The 18,237-nt window shown below is 64.5% G+C and carries 12 protein-coding genes and 1 pseudogene; 7 read left to right on the top strand and 6 right to left on the bottom strand.

Annotated elements, in window-relative coordinates:
- The first annotated feature begins 722 nt into the window (after positions 1-722).
- Positions 723-1,940, top strand: a complete 1,218-nt coding sequence (locus tag E1292_RS43050; RefSeq protein ID WP_220447335.1) for a tyrosine-type recombinase/integrase — start codon at positions 723-725, stop codon at positions 1,938-1,940.
- 191 nt (positions 1,941-2,131) lie between these two features.
- The gene (locus E1292_RS43045; RefSeq protein WP_132605287.1) at positions 2,132-3,316 is read left to right on the top strand and encodes an IS481 family transposase; all 1,185 of its coding nucleotides are present in this window, start codon (positions 2,132-2,134) and stop codon (positions 3,314-3,316) included.
- 527 nt (positions 3,317-3,843) lie between these two features.
- On the opposite strand, the gene E1292_RS43040 is transcribed toward E1292_RS43045, so the two are convergent.
- The 4 genes from E1292_RS43040 to E1292_RS43030 all read right to left on the bottom strand — a co-directional run bounded on the left by E1292_RS43040 (position 3,844) and on the right by E1292_RS43030 (position 6,005).
- Positions 3,844-4,410 carry a Gfo/Idh/MocA family protein gene (locus tag E1292_RS43040; protein WP_132605285.1) on the bottom strand — a complete coding sequence of 189 codons (567 nt, stop codon included), beginning with the start codon at positions 4,408-4,410 and terminating at the stop codon, positions 3,844-3,846.
- A complete protein-coding gene (locus E1292_RS43035) occupies positions 4,392-5,072 on the bottom strand; it encodes a hypothetical protein (protein WP_132605283.1) in 681 nt (226 codons plus the stop codon). The genes E1292_RS43040 and E1292_RS43035 overlap by 19 nt, the downstream gene beginning before the upstream one ends.
- A gap of 33 nt (positions 5,073-5,105) precedes the next feature.
- Positions 5,106-5,252, bottom strand: coding sequence for a hypothetical protein (locus E1292_RS51840; protein ID WP_165975034.1), 147 nt, complete (start codon positions 5,250-5,252; stop codon positions 5,106-5,108).
- A 276-nt stretch (positions 5,253-5,528) separates the two neighbouring features.
- Positions 5,529-6,005 (bottom strand): hypothetical protein, encoded by a 477-nt coding sequence (locus E1292_RS43030; protein ID WP_132605281.1) that lies wholly within the window; start codon positions 6,003-6,005, stop codon positions 5,529-5,531.
- A 298-nt stretch (positions 6,006-6,303) separates the two neighbouring features.
- Here E1292_RS43030 and E1292_RS43025 point away from each other — a divergent pair, with 298 nt between their 5' ends.
- The 5 genes from E1292_RS43025 to E1292_RS43005 all read left to right on the top strand — a co-directional run bounded on the left by E1292_RS43025 (position 6,304) and on the right by E1292_RS43005 (position 16,200).
- Positions 6,304-7,593: a helix-turn-helix domain-containing protein gene (locus E1292_RS43025; protein ID WP_165975033.1), complete on the top strand. Its 1,290-nt coding sequence runs from the start codon at positions 6,304-6,306 to the stop codon at positions 7,591-7,593.
- Positions 7,594-7,654: 61 nt separating this feature from the next.
- Positions 7,655-8,911 carry a restriction endonuclease-related protein gene (locus E1292_RS43020; RefSeq protein ID WP_132605277.1) on the top strand — a complete coding sequence of 419 codons (1,257 nt, stop codon included), beginning with the start codon at positions 7,655-7,657 and terminating at the stop codon, positions 8,909-8,911.
- Positions 8,908-12,225 carry a DEAD/DEAH box helicase family protein gene (locus E1292_RS43015; RefSeq protein ID WP_132605275.1) on the top strand — a complete coding sequence of 1,106 codons (3,318 nt, stop codon included), beginning with the start codon at positions 8,908-8,910 and terminating at the stop codon, positions 12,223-12,225. The genes E1292_RS43020 and E1292_RS43015 overlap by 4 nt, the downstream gene beginning before the upstream one ends.
- A 32-nt stretch (positions 12,226-12,257) precedes the next feature.
- Positions 12,258-15,149, top strand: coding sequence for an RNaseH domain-containing protein (locus E1292_RS51835; RefSeq protein WP_165975032.1), 2,892 nt, complete (start codon positions 12,258-12,260; stop codon positions 15,147-15,149).
- 190 nt (positions 15,150-15,339) lie between these two features.
- Positions 15,340-16,200: a hypothetical protein gene (locus E1292_RS43005; RefSeq protein WP_132605273.1), complete on the top strand. Its 861-nt coding sequence runs from the start codon at positions 15,340-15,342 to the stop codon at positions 16,198-16,200.
- A gap of 24 nt (positions 16,201-16,224) precedes the next feature.
- Here E1292_RS43005 and E1292_RS43000 read toward each other — a convergent pair.
- Together E1292_RS43000 and E1292_RS51830 are read right to left on the bottom strand one after the other, a co-directional pair.
- Positions 16,225-17,060 (bottom strand): annotated as a pseudogene (locus E1292_RS43000) (transposase family protein).
- 490 nt (positions 17,061-17,550) lie between these two features.
- The gene (locus tag E1292_RS51830) at positions 17,551-17,688 is read right to left on the bottom strand and encodes a hypothetical protein (protein WP_165975031.1); all 138 of its coding nucleotides are present in this window, start codon (positions 17,686-17,688) and stop codon (positions 17,551-17,553) included.
- Positions 17,689-18,237 lie beyond the last annotated feature (549 nt).

Below are 18,237 nucleotides of genomic sequence, written 5' to 3'. Positions count from 1 at the left end.
GGTGGCGACGGTGTGGATTGTGGTGATCAACCCGTCTACCAGGAGCTTCTTTACGTCATCGGTTGAACACCGGCATCGCGATCATGCTGTGACTAGGCCTCTCGCCGCGGAGCCTGAAAAGGGTTCAAGGACGTTGAGGGGCTCAAGAACTCGAGTACAGCAGACGCAGAGCCCTTCGCCCGGTGGAAGGAAGGGCTCTGGGGCGCCGAATGGCTGGTCCGGGCCACCTGGGACCATGTTCCGTGATCTTGTCGATAGTGGACGCCGTCACCCAGCGTCTGTTGGCTGAGGTGCCCACCTCCAGCTCATGCTGAAACGCCGGTAGCGCTGAGCCCTGACCGCCCTGCCCGACGTCGAACCCGTCATTCTGGAGGCCATCGAAGCCTGCCCACCGCCTGGCCACCACTCAAGATTCGGCGCGACGAGCCGCGCTCCATCTCACCCGGGGCGAACCGCCTGCGCAACACCCGCCAGCACCAGAACGCCCTAATGCCTCTCAGCAGGCTGTCGATCTGTACGGCGAGCTGACCCGGCTCACTCTGAGTTCCCCCCGCACTCCCAACACTTGACCTCAGGTCATCGCCCGATCCAATGCAAGCCCTAGCTGGCACGTCTGTCGTCGCCCACCGTGAAGGGTGGAGGTGCGACCAATGGCAAAGACTCGTGTGCACGTCAGCAGGCGATGCGGCTGCGTGGATGCGGAAACAGGACGTCAGCGAGGGATGACGTGTCCGCGTCTGCCGGTAGATGACGATCACGGCAGCTGGCATTTCGCGGTCCAGGTACGCGGCCTGGACGGGCAGCGGCAGCGCATCCGCCAGGGCGGTTACGCCGACCCCGAGGAAGCGCAAGCGGCAGGCCGTGCCCTGGCCGCTGCCGACCACGATGGCGTAGGGGTCAGATGCACGCTCGGACAGTGGCTGGCACGCTGGCTGTCCGCCAAGGACGCCCTGCGGCCGTCGACCCGGCAGGGGTACGCCACGCACATCCGCCTCTACCTCATCCCGCAGCTGGGACGGATCCTGCTCCACCAACTCACCTCGCGCCATGTCAACGGACTGCTCGCGACGCTGGCGTCTCGTCCCTCGCCGACCGGCCGCCGGTTGTCGCCCGCGACGGTGGTGCGGATCCACGCCACCTTGCGCACCGCACTGAACGCCGCGGTCCGCGCCCGGCTGATCCCGGTCAACCCGGCCAACGGAGCCGAACTCCCCCACCCCCGGCGACCGCATCCGGTCGTCTGGACCGCCGGGCGGACCGCCCGATGGCAGCAATCGGGAGAACGTCCGGCGGTGGCGGTCTGGACCGAACAACAGCTCGCGGCCTTCCTGGCCGGCGTCGCGCAAGACCGCCTGTATGCCGCGTGGTGGCTGGCCGCCCTGCGCGGCCTGCGCCGCGGTGAGCTGGCCGGGCTGCGCTGGACGGACGTCGACGTGCAGGCCGCGGAGCTGACGGTGGCGCAGCAGCGGGTGCACGCCGACGGCCAGGTCGTGGTCGGGCCGCCGAAGAGCGCCGCCAGCTGCCGGTCCGTGGCCCTGGACGCGGAGACCGTACGGGTGCTGAGACGGCACCGCGAGCGGCAAGAGCAGCTGAGCGCGACGGCGGGCACACGCTGGCGGGAGTCGGGATACGTGTTCACCACCGCGGACGGCGCGCCGCTGCGGCCGGACTACCTCACCGGCCGGTTCCGCCGGCTGGTGGCCGCCTCAGGACAGCCGCCGATCCGGCTGCACGATCTACGACATGGCGCCGCCACGCTGGCGCTGGCCGCGCGCACCGACCTGAAGGTGGTGCAGGCGATGCTGGGGCATGCCAGCATCGTGCTGACCGCCGACACCTACGTCTCGGTGCTGCCGGAGGTGGCCCACCAAGCCGCCCGGGAGACCGCCCGGCTGGTGCTCAGCGCCGCGTCCGCGCTGGGGCGGCAGCTCGGCGGCTGACTCAGCTTTGCCTCATATTTGCCCCATGCCGCCGTCGGCCGCGACCGCGGCGTGACTTTCCGCAGGTGGAGAAGCGCGCCCTGCAGTGTGCTGGTTCAGGACATAGGAAACCCATGTCGCAGGACATAGGAAACCTCGGCAGAGCGTGTCTCGGGACATAGGCAACCACCGCGATCATGAGCCTTGGCTGTGTGTCCAAGGCCAGAGTTGTCATCACCGCTGTTGTCGTCGAGGGCCGGTCTCAGGCAGAGGTCGCCCGCGCCTACGGGGTGTCCAAGGGCTGGGTGTCGAAGCTGGTGGCCCGCTACCGTGCCGAGGGCGAGGCGGCGTTCGAGCCCCGTTCGCGACGGCCGCGCACCTCGCCGAACGCGATCGACGCCGACACGGTCGAGTTGATCGTCCGGCTGCGCAAGGAGCTGACCGAGCAAGGGCTGGATGCCGGCCCGGACACGATCGCCTGGCACCTTGCTCAGCACCACGGGCGGACGGTGTCGCGGGCCACGGTCAGCCGCTATCTGATGCGGCATGGCCTGGTGACACCGGAGCCGAAGAAGCGGCCCCGCTCCTCCTACATCCGCTTTCAGGCAGCACAGCCGAACGAGACCTGGCAGGCCGACTTCACCCACTACCGGCTGACCGACGGCACCGACGCCGAGATCCTGTCCTGGCTGGACGACCACTCCCGCTACGCCCTGTCGGTGACCGCGCACGCCCGCGTCACCGGGCCGATCGCGCGCGACACCTTCCGCACCGCGGTCGCCGCCCACGGCGTCCCAGCCTCCACCCTGACCGACAACGGCATGGTCTTCACCACCCGCCTGGCCGGCGGCCGCGGCGGCCGCAACGCCTTCGAACACGAACTACGCCGCCTGCACGTGCGGCAGAAGAACTCCACCCCCAACCACCCCACCACCTGCGGCAAGGTCGAGCGCTTCCAGCAGACCATGAAGAACTGGCTGCGCGCCCAGCCCGACCAGCCCGCCACCCTACAGGCGCTCATCGACCGCTTCGTCGATGCCTACAACCACCACCGCCCGCACCGATCCCTGCCGCACCGCGCCACCCCGGCAGCGGCCTACGCCGCCTCGCCCAAGGCCCTGCCCGCCGCCAGCCGCGACGCCGACACCCACGCCCGCGTACGCCACGACCGCATCGACCCCTCCGGAGTGGTCACCCTGCGCCTGAACGGCCGGCTGCACCACATCGGCATCGGGCGAACCCACGCCCGAACCCACGTCCTCCTGCTCGTCGATGACCTGCACGTCCGCGTCGTCAACGCGATCACCGGAGAACTCCTGCGCGAGCTGATCCTCGACCCCACCCGCGACTACCAACCCCAGGCAAACCCCAACAAGACGAAACCCCCGAACCCGTAGGTTCGAGGGTTTCCGATGTCCTGAGACATCACAAAGCGCGCCCTGCAGGATTCGAACCTGCGACCGTCGGATTAGAAGCGGACACCCCATTGATCATTGCATCGTGGCCGCGCAAAATGATTTCGCGCTCCAGACCACGCTGGCACTAGGTAGAGATGACACCACCGTGCCCGGCACGTGCTCGCACGCCCAACGGTCCCTCCGGCGCCCCGGCACAGGTCACCGTCCAACAACCGCGATCCCAGCGTGCGAGTCCCCCGGTGTTCACACGTCGATGAGGTCGATGTCGTCCCGGCTGATCAGGACCGGCCAGTCCGTCTCGGTGGATTGCCAGCCCAGGCGGCCGGCCGCGGGCCGCGTCGCGGCCGTATAGGGCGACCAAGATCGGGCCGCAACGGCAGGTCGAAGGCGTGCGTCGCCGTACGCCAGGCCTGTGAGTGAGCGGCGCTCATGAACGCATGGCCCGCCATGCCAACGCCGAGGACCGGTATTACTGCCTTGAGCGACACTGGTCTATTTCCTCCTGCTCAGACAGTGCGGGCCAGCGGATCCCACTCCGCCACCAGCACGTCGGGGAGGGTGAAGGTGGTCCGGACCGGCACGAAGCTCCCTGTGTCGGCAGACACCGTGATCGCCTCCATGACATCGAGGACATGCAGCGCCAGCTCCCCCGATGCGCGCGGCCGACCGCCAGTGCGGATCGCCCAAGCCAGATCCAGGACGCCGAGGCCGCGGCCCTCGTCCGCTCCAGTGGCGGGGATGACCGCCCAGTCATCGGCGTCCGCGCTCTGCACGCGTACGTCGCCGTCGAAGCGGTTGGGGTCGGGCGTGGCGAGTGTCGCCTCGGTTCCGGTGATCTCGACGAAGCCGCCGCGCCGCAGCGGTGAGTCAAAGCTCATCAGGAGGGTGGCCGCCTGGCCGGCCGCGTAGTTGATCAGCGCGGCGACGTGGGTCGGCACCTCGACGTCGAACGAGGTCCCAGCCCGGGGCCCGGCGCCAATGACACGCCTGTCGCGGCTGCGACGTCCCAGCGCCGCGACCGACTCCGCCGGGCCAAAGAGCGTGGCCAGTGCGGTCAGATAGTAGGGGCCCATGTCGTACAGCGGACCGGCGCCGCGTTGGAACAAAAACGCGGGGTCGGGATGCCCTCGGCGTCACGGCCCGTATGCACTCCGATGCCGCCGATCCGCCACCGACACCGCAGGAAGCGTCGGCCTTCAGCGTGAGGGTGCTCAGGTAAGTCGCGCACGGCTTCGATCAACGCGGCTGCCCGCCTGTGCGGCACCTGTGGGAGGCGCATCCGCGGCAGCGAATCGGCCAGGATGGCCACGGCCGCCGTGGCGACGTTGACGCCGCGCCGGCGGTAGTCGGACATCGAGGCACGGGGCACCGGATGGTCCAGCAAGGCGACGGTGGTCTCCAACGGTGCCAGCGTGTACGTCATGCGCAGGTGCTTGCGCTTGAAGTGGACGCGTTCCGCTGGGTCCTGCGCGGCTTGGGGACCAGCGCGGCCGGCGACGACCGGCCCCTCATCTAGGGCGGCGATCTCGGGAAACTGCTCGGCGGTGACGTCGATCAGGTGGTCCAGGGTCGGCAGCCAGACGATGGTGTGCCCGTGGATCATACTGTCTTCCCAGCGTGGGGTCAGGGTGCCGCGGCTGATGACGGTCATGTCCGAGACGTTGGTGATAGCGAGGTCCACCGCGCGGACCTGAGCGGGGATGCCCAGCTGGGCGTAGGCGTGGGCAAGGGTCATGCAGTCGTCCAGGCAGCGCTCGGCGGGCAGCAGCTACTCGGCGGCGATGACGTCGAGGAAGAGCGGCAGTACGGCGGGAACCTGCATCGGATCAGCTGGGGAACGGTAGGCGATCGTCCCGCCGATGCGCGCGGCCGCGCGATACACCGGGTCGGTCTCTTCGGCCACGCGCTCGGCCATGACCCGGCGCCGAGGGTCACCCGAGCGGCTGATCGCACGGCCCGAACTGGGCCGAGATTTACGGCTGCGAGGCTTGGCCACCCTTCGACGGTAACTCATGGCGGCCGTCGTGGTCTGCTGCCGGACGAGTGCCGACAGGAAGTCCGTGTTGAGCGACAGGGGTCGACACGTGCTTCGCGACACGACATGTCAGTAGCGCACGTAACCGTGCTCTTGCCCCGGTAGGCCGTTGCGAGAGCCAGGCCCTGGTCCACCGGCCCAGCACGGCTGACTGTTCTAGCGAGCACGCACCATCAGCCTTACTGATGGAGCGGGCTCAGGTGGGCTGACAGCTTGTCGATGTGGCCCGCATCGGCGGGGGCCTGTGGTGGCGAAAAAATGTTGGTCGAAGTAGCCGTCGACGATCGCTCGCATGGACAACACGTCGCCACCCCTCTTGCGGCAGGTGGTCTGCTGCACGCTGGGATGGAGCAGCGTGCTGTCGGGCACGATCCATGCTGTTAGACCCTGCATCGCATCGGTAAGGCGGTAGATAACGCCGCTGCGGGAGTAGGCGCGCCCATCATCGAGCCACTTCTGCGGCACCAGGATGCCGTCTGTCTTGACGAGGACGCCCTTGCCCTTGGGGTTGAGCCCCAGCGTTCCCGCGCGGCATCCCTTCGCGTCAATGATGAGCCAGGTGTCGCCGGTCAGTACCAGGTGGTCGATGTTGGAGGTGCCCAGGCTGAGCGGGCCCAGGCCGCCTCCGCGCACCTGAGGAAACCCTCTAGGTCGTGAAAGAGGTGGAAGTGGTCGGGGCTGGTCGCCAGCCACTGCTCGAGTGCCTTGGCCACTTGCTGCTCGTGGAAGGCTCCACGTCGTGCATCCGCGCCATACTTCGCGGCACCTGAGTCGATCAGGCTCCAACCTGGTGTTCCATACACGGTCACGCACATCCGCCTGCACCCTTGTCGCTTGCCAGGGTGCATGCTCATGTCAGAAACTCCTCCGGGCTGGTCCCATGAAGCTGGCCGGCGACATATGCCAGCCACATCGGCGCTCAAGAGTTGCGATGAAGACTTCATTGCGTTCTGCTGATGGCATGCCGCATCGTCTGCTGTTGGTCGACCCCGCCCGGATCAAAGCTCTCCGGAACCAGGCCGGGCTGGATGTCGCTCAGTTGGCCGAGAAGATAGGCACGAGCCCTCGCTTGATCGGCTATTGGGAGGAAGGACGGCACACCCCGGAGGCGCGGAATCTGGAGCGATTGGCCCGGGCTTTGGGCTGCCCAATCGCTGCATTGACGGGGCGGCAGCCGGGCACGGAGACACTTGCCGATCTTCGTTTCGCTGCCGGTCTGTCCACTGAGCGAGTCTCCGCGGAGCTGCGTCAGGACGCGGTTGGGAAGGAACTATACGTCAGCGCAACCAAGCTCCGTGACCTGGAGCGTGGCCGGCTGGTACGTGGTTGGCGATGGCGCGACCCACAGAGTACAGGCCGACTCGTTCGACGGCTCGCGGAGTTGTACAAGGTGCCATGCCGCATGGTTCTTGACGCCTGGCTTCGCTCCCGGCCTGGTGACCAGGCGCCGGCGATGCCCGAACCTCATCGCAACCGACCGAGCATGGCCTCGATACAACGCTGGAAGGAACTCAACCAGCGACAGCGCATCTATCTGGGCGAGATCATGCGAGATGATCGTATGACCGAGGTGGAGATGTGGATGCGTCGCGCTCACCGGATACCGGTTCTTCCTACATCGCAGTGGCGTAAGTTGCCCTTTTCTCTCCGGGCCGCGCCGGACCTCGTTGGGTACACGCGGATACAGGAACGTATCCGAGCGCGGGGGGTTCACGACCCCGGCGCGGGAGCAACCTTGCATGCGCTGGCTCGCGCCGGACTGATAACGGTGAGCGAGGACGAGGTCGAAGTACCAGGGCTCGGGGCGATTCCGCGGATCCTGGTGGAGCTCACGAAGGCTGGACGAGCAACTGCTCGTGCGGGTCTCGACGAACCGCGCGATCCTGGCCCGCCCGAACACTTGCTATCGGAGTGGCTGTGGCGAACGGTCGTGCGCATCATCGACGCCGGACCGGACGGCCTGGGCGAGAATTCTCTGGCTGGCAAGGCGCCGTTCTATCTGGCTGTGGGATACAAGCCTGCGCCTGATGCCCACGCCAGCCGTGGCTTCATCGAATCGCTGCCGATCATGAGCGAGGACGGTACTCACGTGCTGGAGTACCGCTGGCGCCTTACCAAGCTCGGGCAACGTCACGTTCTCGAATACGGACAGCAATACCGGGCAATCTATCCAGAAGCAGAATTTAGGTCAGGGAATATCGGCCAGCCATATACCGACTAATACGTAGGCTTACCGGACTGCGGCCAAGTTCTGTCGGTGCGATGCCTTACTCTGCTGGTCCATGGCATCCGCACCGTCCGATGAGGACGTCGATTTCGCTGAGGCTGAGGCACTGTCCCTGCTTAACACTGCTTTTCTCCTTGCTGGGGAGGCTCTGACCGCTCCAGATCTTGCTCCTGAGGAGCGCCTGACGACGCTCACGGAGTGTCATGGGGATGTGCGCGCCGCCCTCGGCCCTCAGACCCGTCTGCCTTTCCGCGAGTTCCGGGCGAAGTTGCGAGGTCCGATCCGCGACATGCTCCCCTCGTGGATTTCCATGGACGGGCTGGAGGGGGTGCGGATCCTCGATGCTGATGGTTATGTCACCGAGGACGCCTTTGACTTGCGGTGGGAGAACGCCGAACTACTGAACATGATCAAGCGTCTGCGGGACTTCTCTGGCGGACGTGTCAGTGCCGACCAACTGCGCAACCATCTCGCTCAGCAGGAGGTTTTCGAAGCGATCTCAGGGCGGGGACCCGAACAGTACGTCCGCGACCGCATGAACCTCATCGAATATCCCGCCGGAAACACCGAGGAGTTGAGCGACCTCGGGCTTCCGCTCAAAGCGGTCGGTTTCTATACCGACATCTCCTACCAGTCCCTGTACCGCGGCTGGTGGTTCCCGTGCCCAGTGTGCCGCTGGCCCATGAAGGTGACCGAGTACCGGTCGAGCGGCAGGGACTACGGCAAGGCCGAATGCTTCTACCCCAGGCACGCGGAGACAGGAGCCGCGTACTACTTCCGGCCGACCGACGGAGGTCCTCCAACGCTGCAGCCGTTCGCCGAAGTCATCCGGCCCACGCCACGGGAGGCGCCCCTGCATCTGACCGTGCCCGACGAGCCACCACAAGCACGGTCTTCCGACGGCTGCCGCGCGCTTACACGGGGCGTGTGGCGCTACACAACTGTGCCTGGGCTGGCCGAACTGCGGCTACACCGGGAGTTGAAGCGCCGCCTGGACGGCACCGGAGCAGAGGTGCGGCTGTGGCCCATGAGTGACGCATATGACCACTTGGTGACAGTCCCTAGACCGGGTGGCGAGAAAATGCAGTTCAAGGCCGATCTAAAGGACTACACGCACGTCCACACGTTGGGCAAGACGATCCATCAGGCCGCCGGCGACCGCGGCGGTGCCACCTACCTGGTCGTCCCCGATCACAGAGTAGAGCAGATATCGCTGCTGAACGCGATTTGCAAGAAGTACAAGATGCAAGCCCTCACCGCCACGGACTTCGCGGAGACAGTATGCACCAAGGTGGGAGTCGAGTGGATATGAGTGAGATCCCAGCCCGACACGTCTTCATTTATGCCGCTCTCGCGTTGGCCGGACACTACTTTCCCCGCCACGACGAAGATGGCCAGGTACTCGCCCCGTTCCACGAGGCCTCGTTCTTCGCCACCCGCAAACCGCAGGCATGGGAGAGGTGGCAGGACCTCAGCTTTGAAGAGCGCCGCCGTATAGCGGACGTGATGTCGCTGGCACCGGCAGAACTGGCAGACGCGAAAGCGTTCGCGGTCGCGGCCAAGGCTCTGTTGGGAGCGCTTGACGACGTTGGTGATGACGCGAGCGAAGCCAATAGGGCGGTAGTGCGGCCGTTCGTCTTGGCCGGGCGCGTTCCGTCCCGGGCGGACGCCGCCCGTCCTCATGTCGGCGGTGATCTCCTCGACTACGTGGACAGGATAACTGCGCGATTCCGTCGGCCCAGCACTCGTCCTCAGCCCCCGGACTTCGCTGGCCCAGGGGTATGGCAGACCCGGAAGGTCTACGTCACTGGTGAGGGCTGGGTTCACGGCAAGCTCACCATCCCCACCTACCCCGACTTTGCAGCGGCGCCAGACCATTCCGTGCTGCCGACGGTTAGCACCGCGTCCTACACGCCGGAGATCGGCCCCACGGTGAAGGAGCTGCTGGACCTTTCAGAACTCATCCAACGCCGCTATGAGCGCGAAGCGGACCGGTACCTGTATGGCACGCTCTCCCGGCTGTTCAATGCCTTGCGCTGCGCCGAGTCGGACTCTGCCGTTGAGGTGCTTCGGCTCATAGCCGGACAGACACAGATTCTCAACGCCCCTACCGGCACTGGCAAGACGGTTCTGGTCCGCGTGTTGGCTTCCTGGTTCGCGGTTCAAGGACTACGAATCATGCTGGTCGTTCCGGATGTGAAAGCCACCCTGTCCACCGCATGGGAAATTTCCGCTGACCTGGAGTTCCTGCACCGGGAGGGTGAGTTGTCGCACCCAGCCTCCTGTGTGCCGTTGATGTCTCCCAACCGTCGACAGGAGCGAGCGCGCAAACACGCCGCGCTCATCCGCGAAGACCCGCACGCGCCCGGCGAATGGGGCAAGCGCGGACTACGCGACATTGACAACCTCGCCTACAGCTGCGCCCAGCCACGTTTTCTAGACACCGCTGGTACTTACCCCGCGGGTCAGGAAAACTGCTTCAGCCTGGAGCGTGACAATGGGTACTTCGCGTGTCCCTGGCTCCCTACCTGCGACAAGTACGCACCCGTCTATGCCGCCTGTGGGGCCGCTGTGGTGGTCACCAACCACCACAACTTCGTCGACGGCAACCTGCAGGTCGGCTTGGTCCTGGACGGTCGTCCCACCCGCGGTGTCAGCGTCCGCGAGTTCGGCTTGCGAACCTGCCATGCGGTCGTCATCGACGAGATCGACCAGTTCCAGCACACCGTGATCGACAAATGCGCCACCCATGTGGTGCTGCACTCGCGCCGCCCGTGGACCTCCGCACCCCAAAAATTCGACATCGACGCCAAGAAGCTGCCCATCCGAGTTGAGACGAGCCTGGTCAACCCGGTCAGTCATGTGCGCCTGATGGCCGAGTTCCTGCTTTTGAGCATCTGTCAAGGCGCGCTCCATCTCACGACCGCCGACGATGAGCAGACCATGAACCGGCGCAGCACGCAGCACAATGCTGGATGGCGCCTGGCGCACTCTCGTGACCGGGAACTGATCGAGCTCCTATTCCCGGGCGTGGTCGCCGAGGGCGAGAACATCCCATCCGATCTATACGCCAAGCTCGATTCTCTCCTGCCTGCACGTTATGGCGTTACCAATCCGTTCGCCGGGGCTGACCTCGAAACGGATCTCGCGTGGGACGACGTTCGTCAGGCGCTCGATGCCCTGGCCGCACCGCGCGGGAACGACTTCCTAGATCTGGTGAAACTGGAGCTGCATGACTTCTTGACCGACATCGTTCCCGATGCCCGGCGCCGCAGCCGTGCGATCAATCTGCTCGTTGTCCGCGGTTACCTGAAGGAGCTCGACGCGGCGTTGAGCATGCTCCGCGACCACGTACAGCTGCTGCGGCACTCTGGGCTGTCTTCGGCTAACAGCCTCCTCGAAGCCGTTCATCCCAGGGCTGTCAACTCCGTCCTGCCGCTAGGCATGCTCGGTCGAGCCATCACGGGGTATCGCGTCACCGGCTTGGACAACCGGGAGAGGGACGCGGAACTGTCGGCCCAGAACATCTCTGGTGATCCTCACACCTATGTGAGCGAACTCGGGGGCCTGGTCGCCCTCCTGACAGCCAGGATCGAACGGCCCGTGGTAGGGCTGTCGGCCACTGCCTACTTCCCGCAAGCCGTCCGTGAGCATGTCCACGCGCCGGTCGCCTGGTGGATGACCGATGCGCAGGCTCGATCCATCGTCGCCGAGTCCCACAAAATCACCTATGGGCCGGGGCACGCCCTGATGGGTGAGGCCATCCGCATCTCCGGTACGCACCCAGCAGGAAAGTCCGCGGCGCTCGTCGAGCTCGGCACCCGACTATACGAGAAGATCGCCCAGAAGATCGAGAAACTACGCCGTAAGGACCCCGACCGGGCCCGGGTCATCCTGACCGCCAACAGCTACGAGCAATGCGCCTACCTCGCGCTCGGCTTGACGCGAGCCAAAGGCTTCAACCACCGCGTGTGCGTCGCAGTCCCTTCCGATGACCCCAACCGCCACGCCAAGTACCTGCCACCCGCATCACTGGCACAACCGGTTACACCTGAGCAATTCGAGGACTTCCCTGCATCTGGCGACATCCTCATCGCACCACTGGCGGTCATCGCCCGCGGCCTGAACATCGTGGTCGCCACTCGCTCTGCCGTGCAGTCGATCTACCTATGCACCCGGCCGCCGCTGACTATCGACGAACCCGCCTGGATGTACGGAAGCATCAACGCCGCCGGCATCAGCGCACTTCCCTCAGGCGGATCCGCCGATCCCGTCGAGGCCCTCAGAGTCGCCGGCGAAGAGGCATGGCAGCAGCTCGGCCTCGTCCTCCGCTCCCCCACCCAATTCTCCGCGATGACGCACACCCTCCAGGAACAGGTAATCGCCGGGATGCTCGTCGACCTGATCCAACTCGCTGGACGCGCCCGACGCGGCGGCACCGATATGAACCTGCACCTGGTCGACTACGCCTTCCAAGACGAGACCTGGAGCTCAGACCTGATGACCATCATCAAACGCATCCACTCTCGCTGGCCGCCCGAGGTGCAGCAGCGCATGAACGACCTATACGGCGAGGCCTTGGGCGCGTTCCTGTCCTACGCCGGCATCGACCCCAACAGGATCTGAATCCATCCCCCGAAACCAGAAAGATCAACGACTTGAGCCGCGAGATCGCCCCCGTTCCCCATGCAAACACCCTGGCCCTACGCTGCACCCCCGAACTGGTCGCGGACTCCTCCGTCTACTTGAGAGAGTTCGACGACGACACCCGCAATGCCTGGTTTGCCCTCCAGAAACAAACCAGGCGCGGCGGACCGGAGCAGATTCCTTATAGCATCGCCACCACGGCCCTGCGCGTCCTCACCGGCGGGTACGTTCACCTCGACAAGTACTTCCGGTTCCTGGCCTCCAAGGAGCCCCTCCCCGACCGCATTCTCCGGCGGATGTTCACCTATCTCGAGGGATTCGCCCTCGGCAAGGCCATCGACGACATCGCGCCCGACGCCCCACCCGACTTGGCCATGCGTGTCTCCGGCACCTCCGAGAAACAACGCTTCCTGGCCGAGTACCTCACACCTCGGCCCGGCCGCCAGCCGGTCACGCCCAACTGGGTGTATGAGACCGTCGCGTGGGACCTCGCTAGCCAACTCGCCGAACGCCCCCTCGTCATCAACGAGCTCCAACCGGTCCGGCGCCCAGGCAAGGACGGCAAGGTGCGCACCATCGACTGGGAGCCCGGTAAGCCACGCGAAATCGACTACCTGCCCGACAGTTCGGGCGACCTCATTGCCTGGCAGCATCCATTCGGGCGCCTCTATAACGACACCGATAACACCATCGACCGGGAACACCCCACTCCCCGCGACGCCCAGTACGCTCTGTCACGCATCTCGCTGACGATGAAGACCCTGCCCAACATCACCAGCCCTGTACTTCTGCTCGACTCGCACGTCTGCCGCATCTACAGCAACCTCGTCTACGCCAAGACCGCGCTGGTCGAACAACCCAAGCCCGGCCTGCCCCTCCTGCGAGTGTCTCTGACCGGCGGAGGCGGCATGCGTACAGTCAACCGCCTCGCGCTCCAGGTGCTCAGTGCCCTCAAGATGGATGACACCCCCCTCCGCGAAATCGAGCAGCGCTCAGCCACGGAGCGGCAAACCGTCAAGACCGCCAAGGAAAAGGATGAGAAGCCGAACTTCATCACACCACCCCCTGGCCTTGTTCGCCCGATCATGCCGAAGAACTATCAATTCGCCGTCGGGAACGGTGCCGGAATACACCACCTACGACTTCTCGCCACCCACATCGACACCGTCTTCGGCAGCCGGGCAACCCACCTGGAAATGCCACAGGTAACGATGGGCTTCACCACCCGCCCGACAGACCCGCTCAGAAAGAAGGAAAAGGAAAGCCGCGAGCAAGCAGGACTGTCTACCGACACCCTGGGCTTCCCGCCTGTCGACGACGTGCACAAATCCATCACCGCCGCAGGGTTCGAGCAGCTTCGCATCCTGTGCCTCTACTATCGAGATGAGACACGACTACGCATGATCAACTGCCTGGCGAAGGCGTACGCGCTCGAACCTGGCAAGCTTGACCCTGCGGAGGACGTGGTAGCGCCTCTCTCCGCTCGCGTCAGCGCGGTCTTCTACAACGCCACAGCATTCCTCGAACACGGCGAGACCAATAACCGGCGGGAGCACGCCAAGCTCTTCGCCAAGCATCTCCCTGGAAACGATTCAGTCATGGTCGCCGCGTTCTGCGAAACCGAGCACCCCGACAAGCCTGAAAAGAGGAAGGGGGACACAGCCTCTTCACTAGCTCTGAGGATCGAAAAAGCCGACGCAAAGTTCCAGACAAAGCGCTTTCTCTCAGGCATCGATGTCACCACCCAATACCTTGTAGGCAAGGAACGCGGCAAATTCAACAAGCCGGGAAAGGTCATCCAGCCCTCTGACAAGGACCACCCGGCCTACATGGCGCTGTGCGATCTGTATCGCGCTTTGGGCATCGTCGACCAGCGCATCGAACGTGCCCTCGTAGCCGATGACGAAGGACGTGGCCTCCCTCCCATCGCCTACTGCGGTGTGCACGTGCGCAAGCAGGCGGGAATCACAAGCAAGTTCGACGAACCGAGGCGGATCATTCTCGCCTCCGCGCTAGTTCCGCCCACAGAAGTCGGCGGCACCTGGACCATGCTCGGCTGGACCTCGATCGACCAACAGTGGCAGCCCTATCGGCAGGCAAATAACACCTTCCACGCCCACAGTTACCCAGAACACCGCCGAGGCACCGGCAAGAAAGAAGCCGATCGGTGGGCTGAAGCCGGACAGGACATCGACCAAGCCCTCGCCGAGCTGTCCGACTACCTTGACGGGGAGCCATACGCGGTCATGATCGACGGCAACGCCTGTCGCCGCATCTGGCCCGGGCTTCAGAATCAAAACCTCGACCGTGACCCAGCGGCCGGCGAGCAACGAGTCTGGCTACCCGGCGCCAGCATCGACGTGCATAAGCGTCCCAGCGCCATCATTCGGATCAACATCAAGAGCGACGAGGTACCACAACCCGTCTCAATCACCCAAGTCAACAAGGACGGCACCAGCAAGGAATCCCGCACCTCGCCAAAGCTCTACAAGCTGTCCCCCGACTTCGGAACGCCAACCTGGATGCTGTTCAACGTGCCTCGGAACTACGACGGAAGCGGCGGCGGCCGTCTCGGGTCCACCAGAACGCGATGGGACGCCCCTCTCGGCGAGGCGGGAGAGAAGGCTGCCGACCGCAGGAAGAACGAGCTCAAGGCACCCTGGTACACGATGACGGCCACCGAGATTCACCCCTTTGTTCTCCGCCCGGAAATCGATGCCGAGGCCCTGGCCATCGCTACCGCCCGCCTGTGCCATCAGACAATCGCCTGGTCCGACCGCTCCCGCTACCCCGCCCCGCTACACGCCGCCAAGCAGATGGACCTGGATCACCCCGAGTACCGCCGGTCCGCCCCACCGGAGGACCTTCCCCAGAGCGAAGAAGAGGAGTTCGAGGACGAATAGCAGTTTGAGGGATATGCGATGGCTAAGGTGTCGGTGCTTGTGAGGCATGGTCCGGATGCGCTCATCACCGACACCGCGCCCAGTACCTTAAGCCGTGCCTTGGACCGCGCCGGCTGGCCTGGCCCGCACGACATCCGGCTATCCGCCCACCAACAGATCGCCCTCGACGTCGCACTCAATGAGGATCAGGATGCCCTCACCCGACCAGCTTAATGCGGCAGCGAATCTCTCGCCTAGAGAGCGCTCGGCTTTTAAATCGCTTATCGGCGAGCTTAACGATGCCGGAATCGCTGCGGAATTTATCGGAAGCCCAGAAGGACAGCCGGAAAAATACCCTCCCGGGCTCACCGTTGACGGTCACCTACGGATTGACTTTCAGGACTACTACGTGGATCATACGATCCTTCCACTTCCGCATTCAGCAATCCTCCCGGCCGCAATGAGCGAGATCGAAGAGCGCCTCTTTTGTGCCCTCGAGAAAGTCCGCGAGCTACATGCGTCCGACGGATTCGTAGTCACAGTCGTCCCGCAGGTGAATAAGAAAGATAAGACTCGCAGACGCTATTATAAGAAAGTTCTAGCTATCGCTTTTCTTGCGGCAGCATTAAACCGAAATGTTTCAAGTCGGGAACTATGGGGCGACGGAGATGATGATTGGACTTCAACTGAGATATATGACTTTCGCAATGAAGATCGGCAGGTGGTGTTCGCTTACCGCAACCCATTAACGCTATCCTATTCGATAGCTGATTCTACATGGCTGGCAGAGCAGGGGGCGCTTGGGCCCGTCGCTGAAGCCATTAGAAAAAAGTCAGGCAATCAGTTGATGCGCGCTAAAGCGCTAGGCATACAAGTGGCCCTCCTCGTAGATGCGAGACGTTCCCCGGATCCGAAAGAACCGGTCCTCTGGTTCGTCGACACAGCCGCGGCCGCTGCCATGATGAACGACATCTCTGCCTCTTATCCAGGAGTTATCGCTCGCGCATGGCTACTGAGAGATAATGAACGAGCAGTGCCAATCTTCCCTCATACAACAAGGCTGCTTAGCTGACTTTGTGATTTCATTGACGTGATCTCAGCGAATTGCCGGTAGATGGTCGTGCTCGAAATGGGTGAGGACAAGTGCTGCGCGGGCGATGTCACCGATTCTGCTGGGGCTGACGGTGATGTGCTGGAGGGTCCGCCAGCGGCCTTTGAGCAGGGCGAATCCGCGTTCGCCGAGACAACGCAAGGCGCGTAGGAGCCGGTTGTAGGTGCGGTTGTCCCGGCTGAGAATCTGGTTCCTTCGGGCTGCTTGATCGGTGTGTGGATGCCGATTCCGGCGCCGTCGTAGCCGCTGTCGGCGAGGGTGGGCAGGCCGTGTGCGGCTGCGGCGTACAGCGCGCCGAGAACCTGTGCGCGGGCGGCGGTGAGGTCATGGACGGAGCCGGGGGTCACCTCGGCGATCCACAACGGCAGGCCGTTGGGTGCCGAGAGGGCTTGGAGGTTGCCGGCGTGCTGGTGGGCCTTGCCGGAGTACCAGGCGTCGATGGCCTCGCCCTTGACGCTGATGGTCTGCTCGGCGCAGCGGTCGATACCGATCAGGGTGCCGTCCAGGATCACATACGCCAGTCCTTCGGCTTGGGCGCGGTCGAGGGCTTCGTGCAGATCAGGTGCTTGAGCTGCGAGAACTCCGATGCCTTCGTGAATGTAGCGGTAGGCGGTAGCCCGAGAGATGCGATGGTCACGGCCGAGCTTGGGGATGTCGTGTTCGCCGCGGAACCAGCGCACCACCATGACCGCCTGCCGGAACGGGCTCAAGGCTCGGCTGCCTTGCGGGATGCCACGCAGTCGGCGTTCGTCGTGCAGGAGTCGCGTGACGTACTGAACGAGTGCGCGAGAGACGTCGAGCGTGGCACGATGGGCAATCACGTGGAACCTTCCGGCCGGTTGAGATTCTTGTGGTGAGACCTCTTCTGCCGGGGGCTCTACGTCTGTTTCCGGCCTTCGGCGACTCCTCCCGAAAGGCCCGGAACGCCACCGGCGGCGTCCCGAAAATCCCAATCGCCCGAACTATTTCGCTGAGATCACCTCACTGAGCGCGACGGCCTTCATCCGCTCCCACCTCAACAACGAATCCACCCACCGTCGAATCCGGCTCCTATCTCGCGTACTCCGGGATCACCTTCGTGCTAGATAGGCGATGGCCTTCAAGTGCTCCTGGTAGTTTCACGGCTCTTCCGGATTTAGGGTGAAGCTATCGGCGCATCGATCGCCGGGTAAGGGTCAAAGGGTCTTCCGATGATGGGAGTTCTCACACAGCCCGTCCAGAAAACCTCGACCTGTTTGACGCTACCTTCGTGCACCCTGATCTCGGCGCAGCTCCCGTCACCGGGAGACGGAAACGCGTGCGGCAGGATGATCAGTCGTGCTCCTTCGCCTGACCTACCTCGCCATCACGAACGCCTTCGCTGCACAGCGGTTGCTGCCCATGGGCAATCGGGACAAGGCCGTGGCGATACTTGCCTTGCGCCACCAGATCATCATCCTTGAACAGCAACTCGGCGCCGACATCAGAGTCAGATTCGCACCTGAAGACCGGGGCCTTTCTCGCCGCCCTGCTAGCCTCGCTGCCCGGCGAGGCCTTGCGCCGGCTACAGCTCCTCATTCGGCCGGATACCGTCCTGCGCTGGCACCGCAATCTAATGCGACGGCGCCATGCCCGTACCTGCAGACCGAAGCAGCCTAGGCGCCCGCCCACGGTCCCCTCCATCCGCGCTCTCATTCTGCGCCCGGTCCAGGAGAACCCGAGCTGGGACTTCCGGCGGGTGCACGGAGAGCTCGCCACGCTCGGCATCAAGGTCGCGCCGTCCACGGTCTGGGAGACCCTCAAGCAGGAAGGCCTTGATCCGGCACCCCAGCGGGCGTCCAGCACATGGGCCGACTTCCTGTGCTCGCAAGCAGACACCCTGCCGGCCTGCGTGAATCGCCCCGGGTTCGGTGGAGACTTGATCTCTTGAGAGGATCGAGTCCATGCCTGGTAAGTCTCCCTACCCCGCCGAGCTGCGCCGCCGAGCGGTGCGGATGGTCGCCGAGGTGCGGCCGGATT

The sequence above is a fragment of the Nonomuraea deserti genome (assembly GCF_004348685.1).
Taxonomy (GTDB): Bacteria; Actinomycetota; Actinomycetes; order Streptosporangiales; family Streptosporangiaceae; genus Nonomuraea; species Nonomuraea deserti.
Note: the sequence above shows the minus strand (reverse complement) of the source record. Positions and strands in the feature narration are given on the sequence as shown.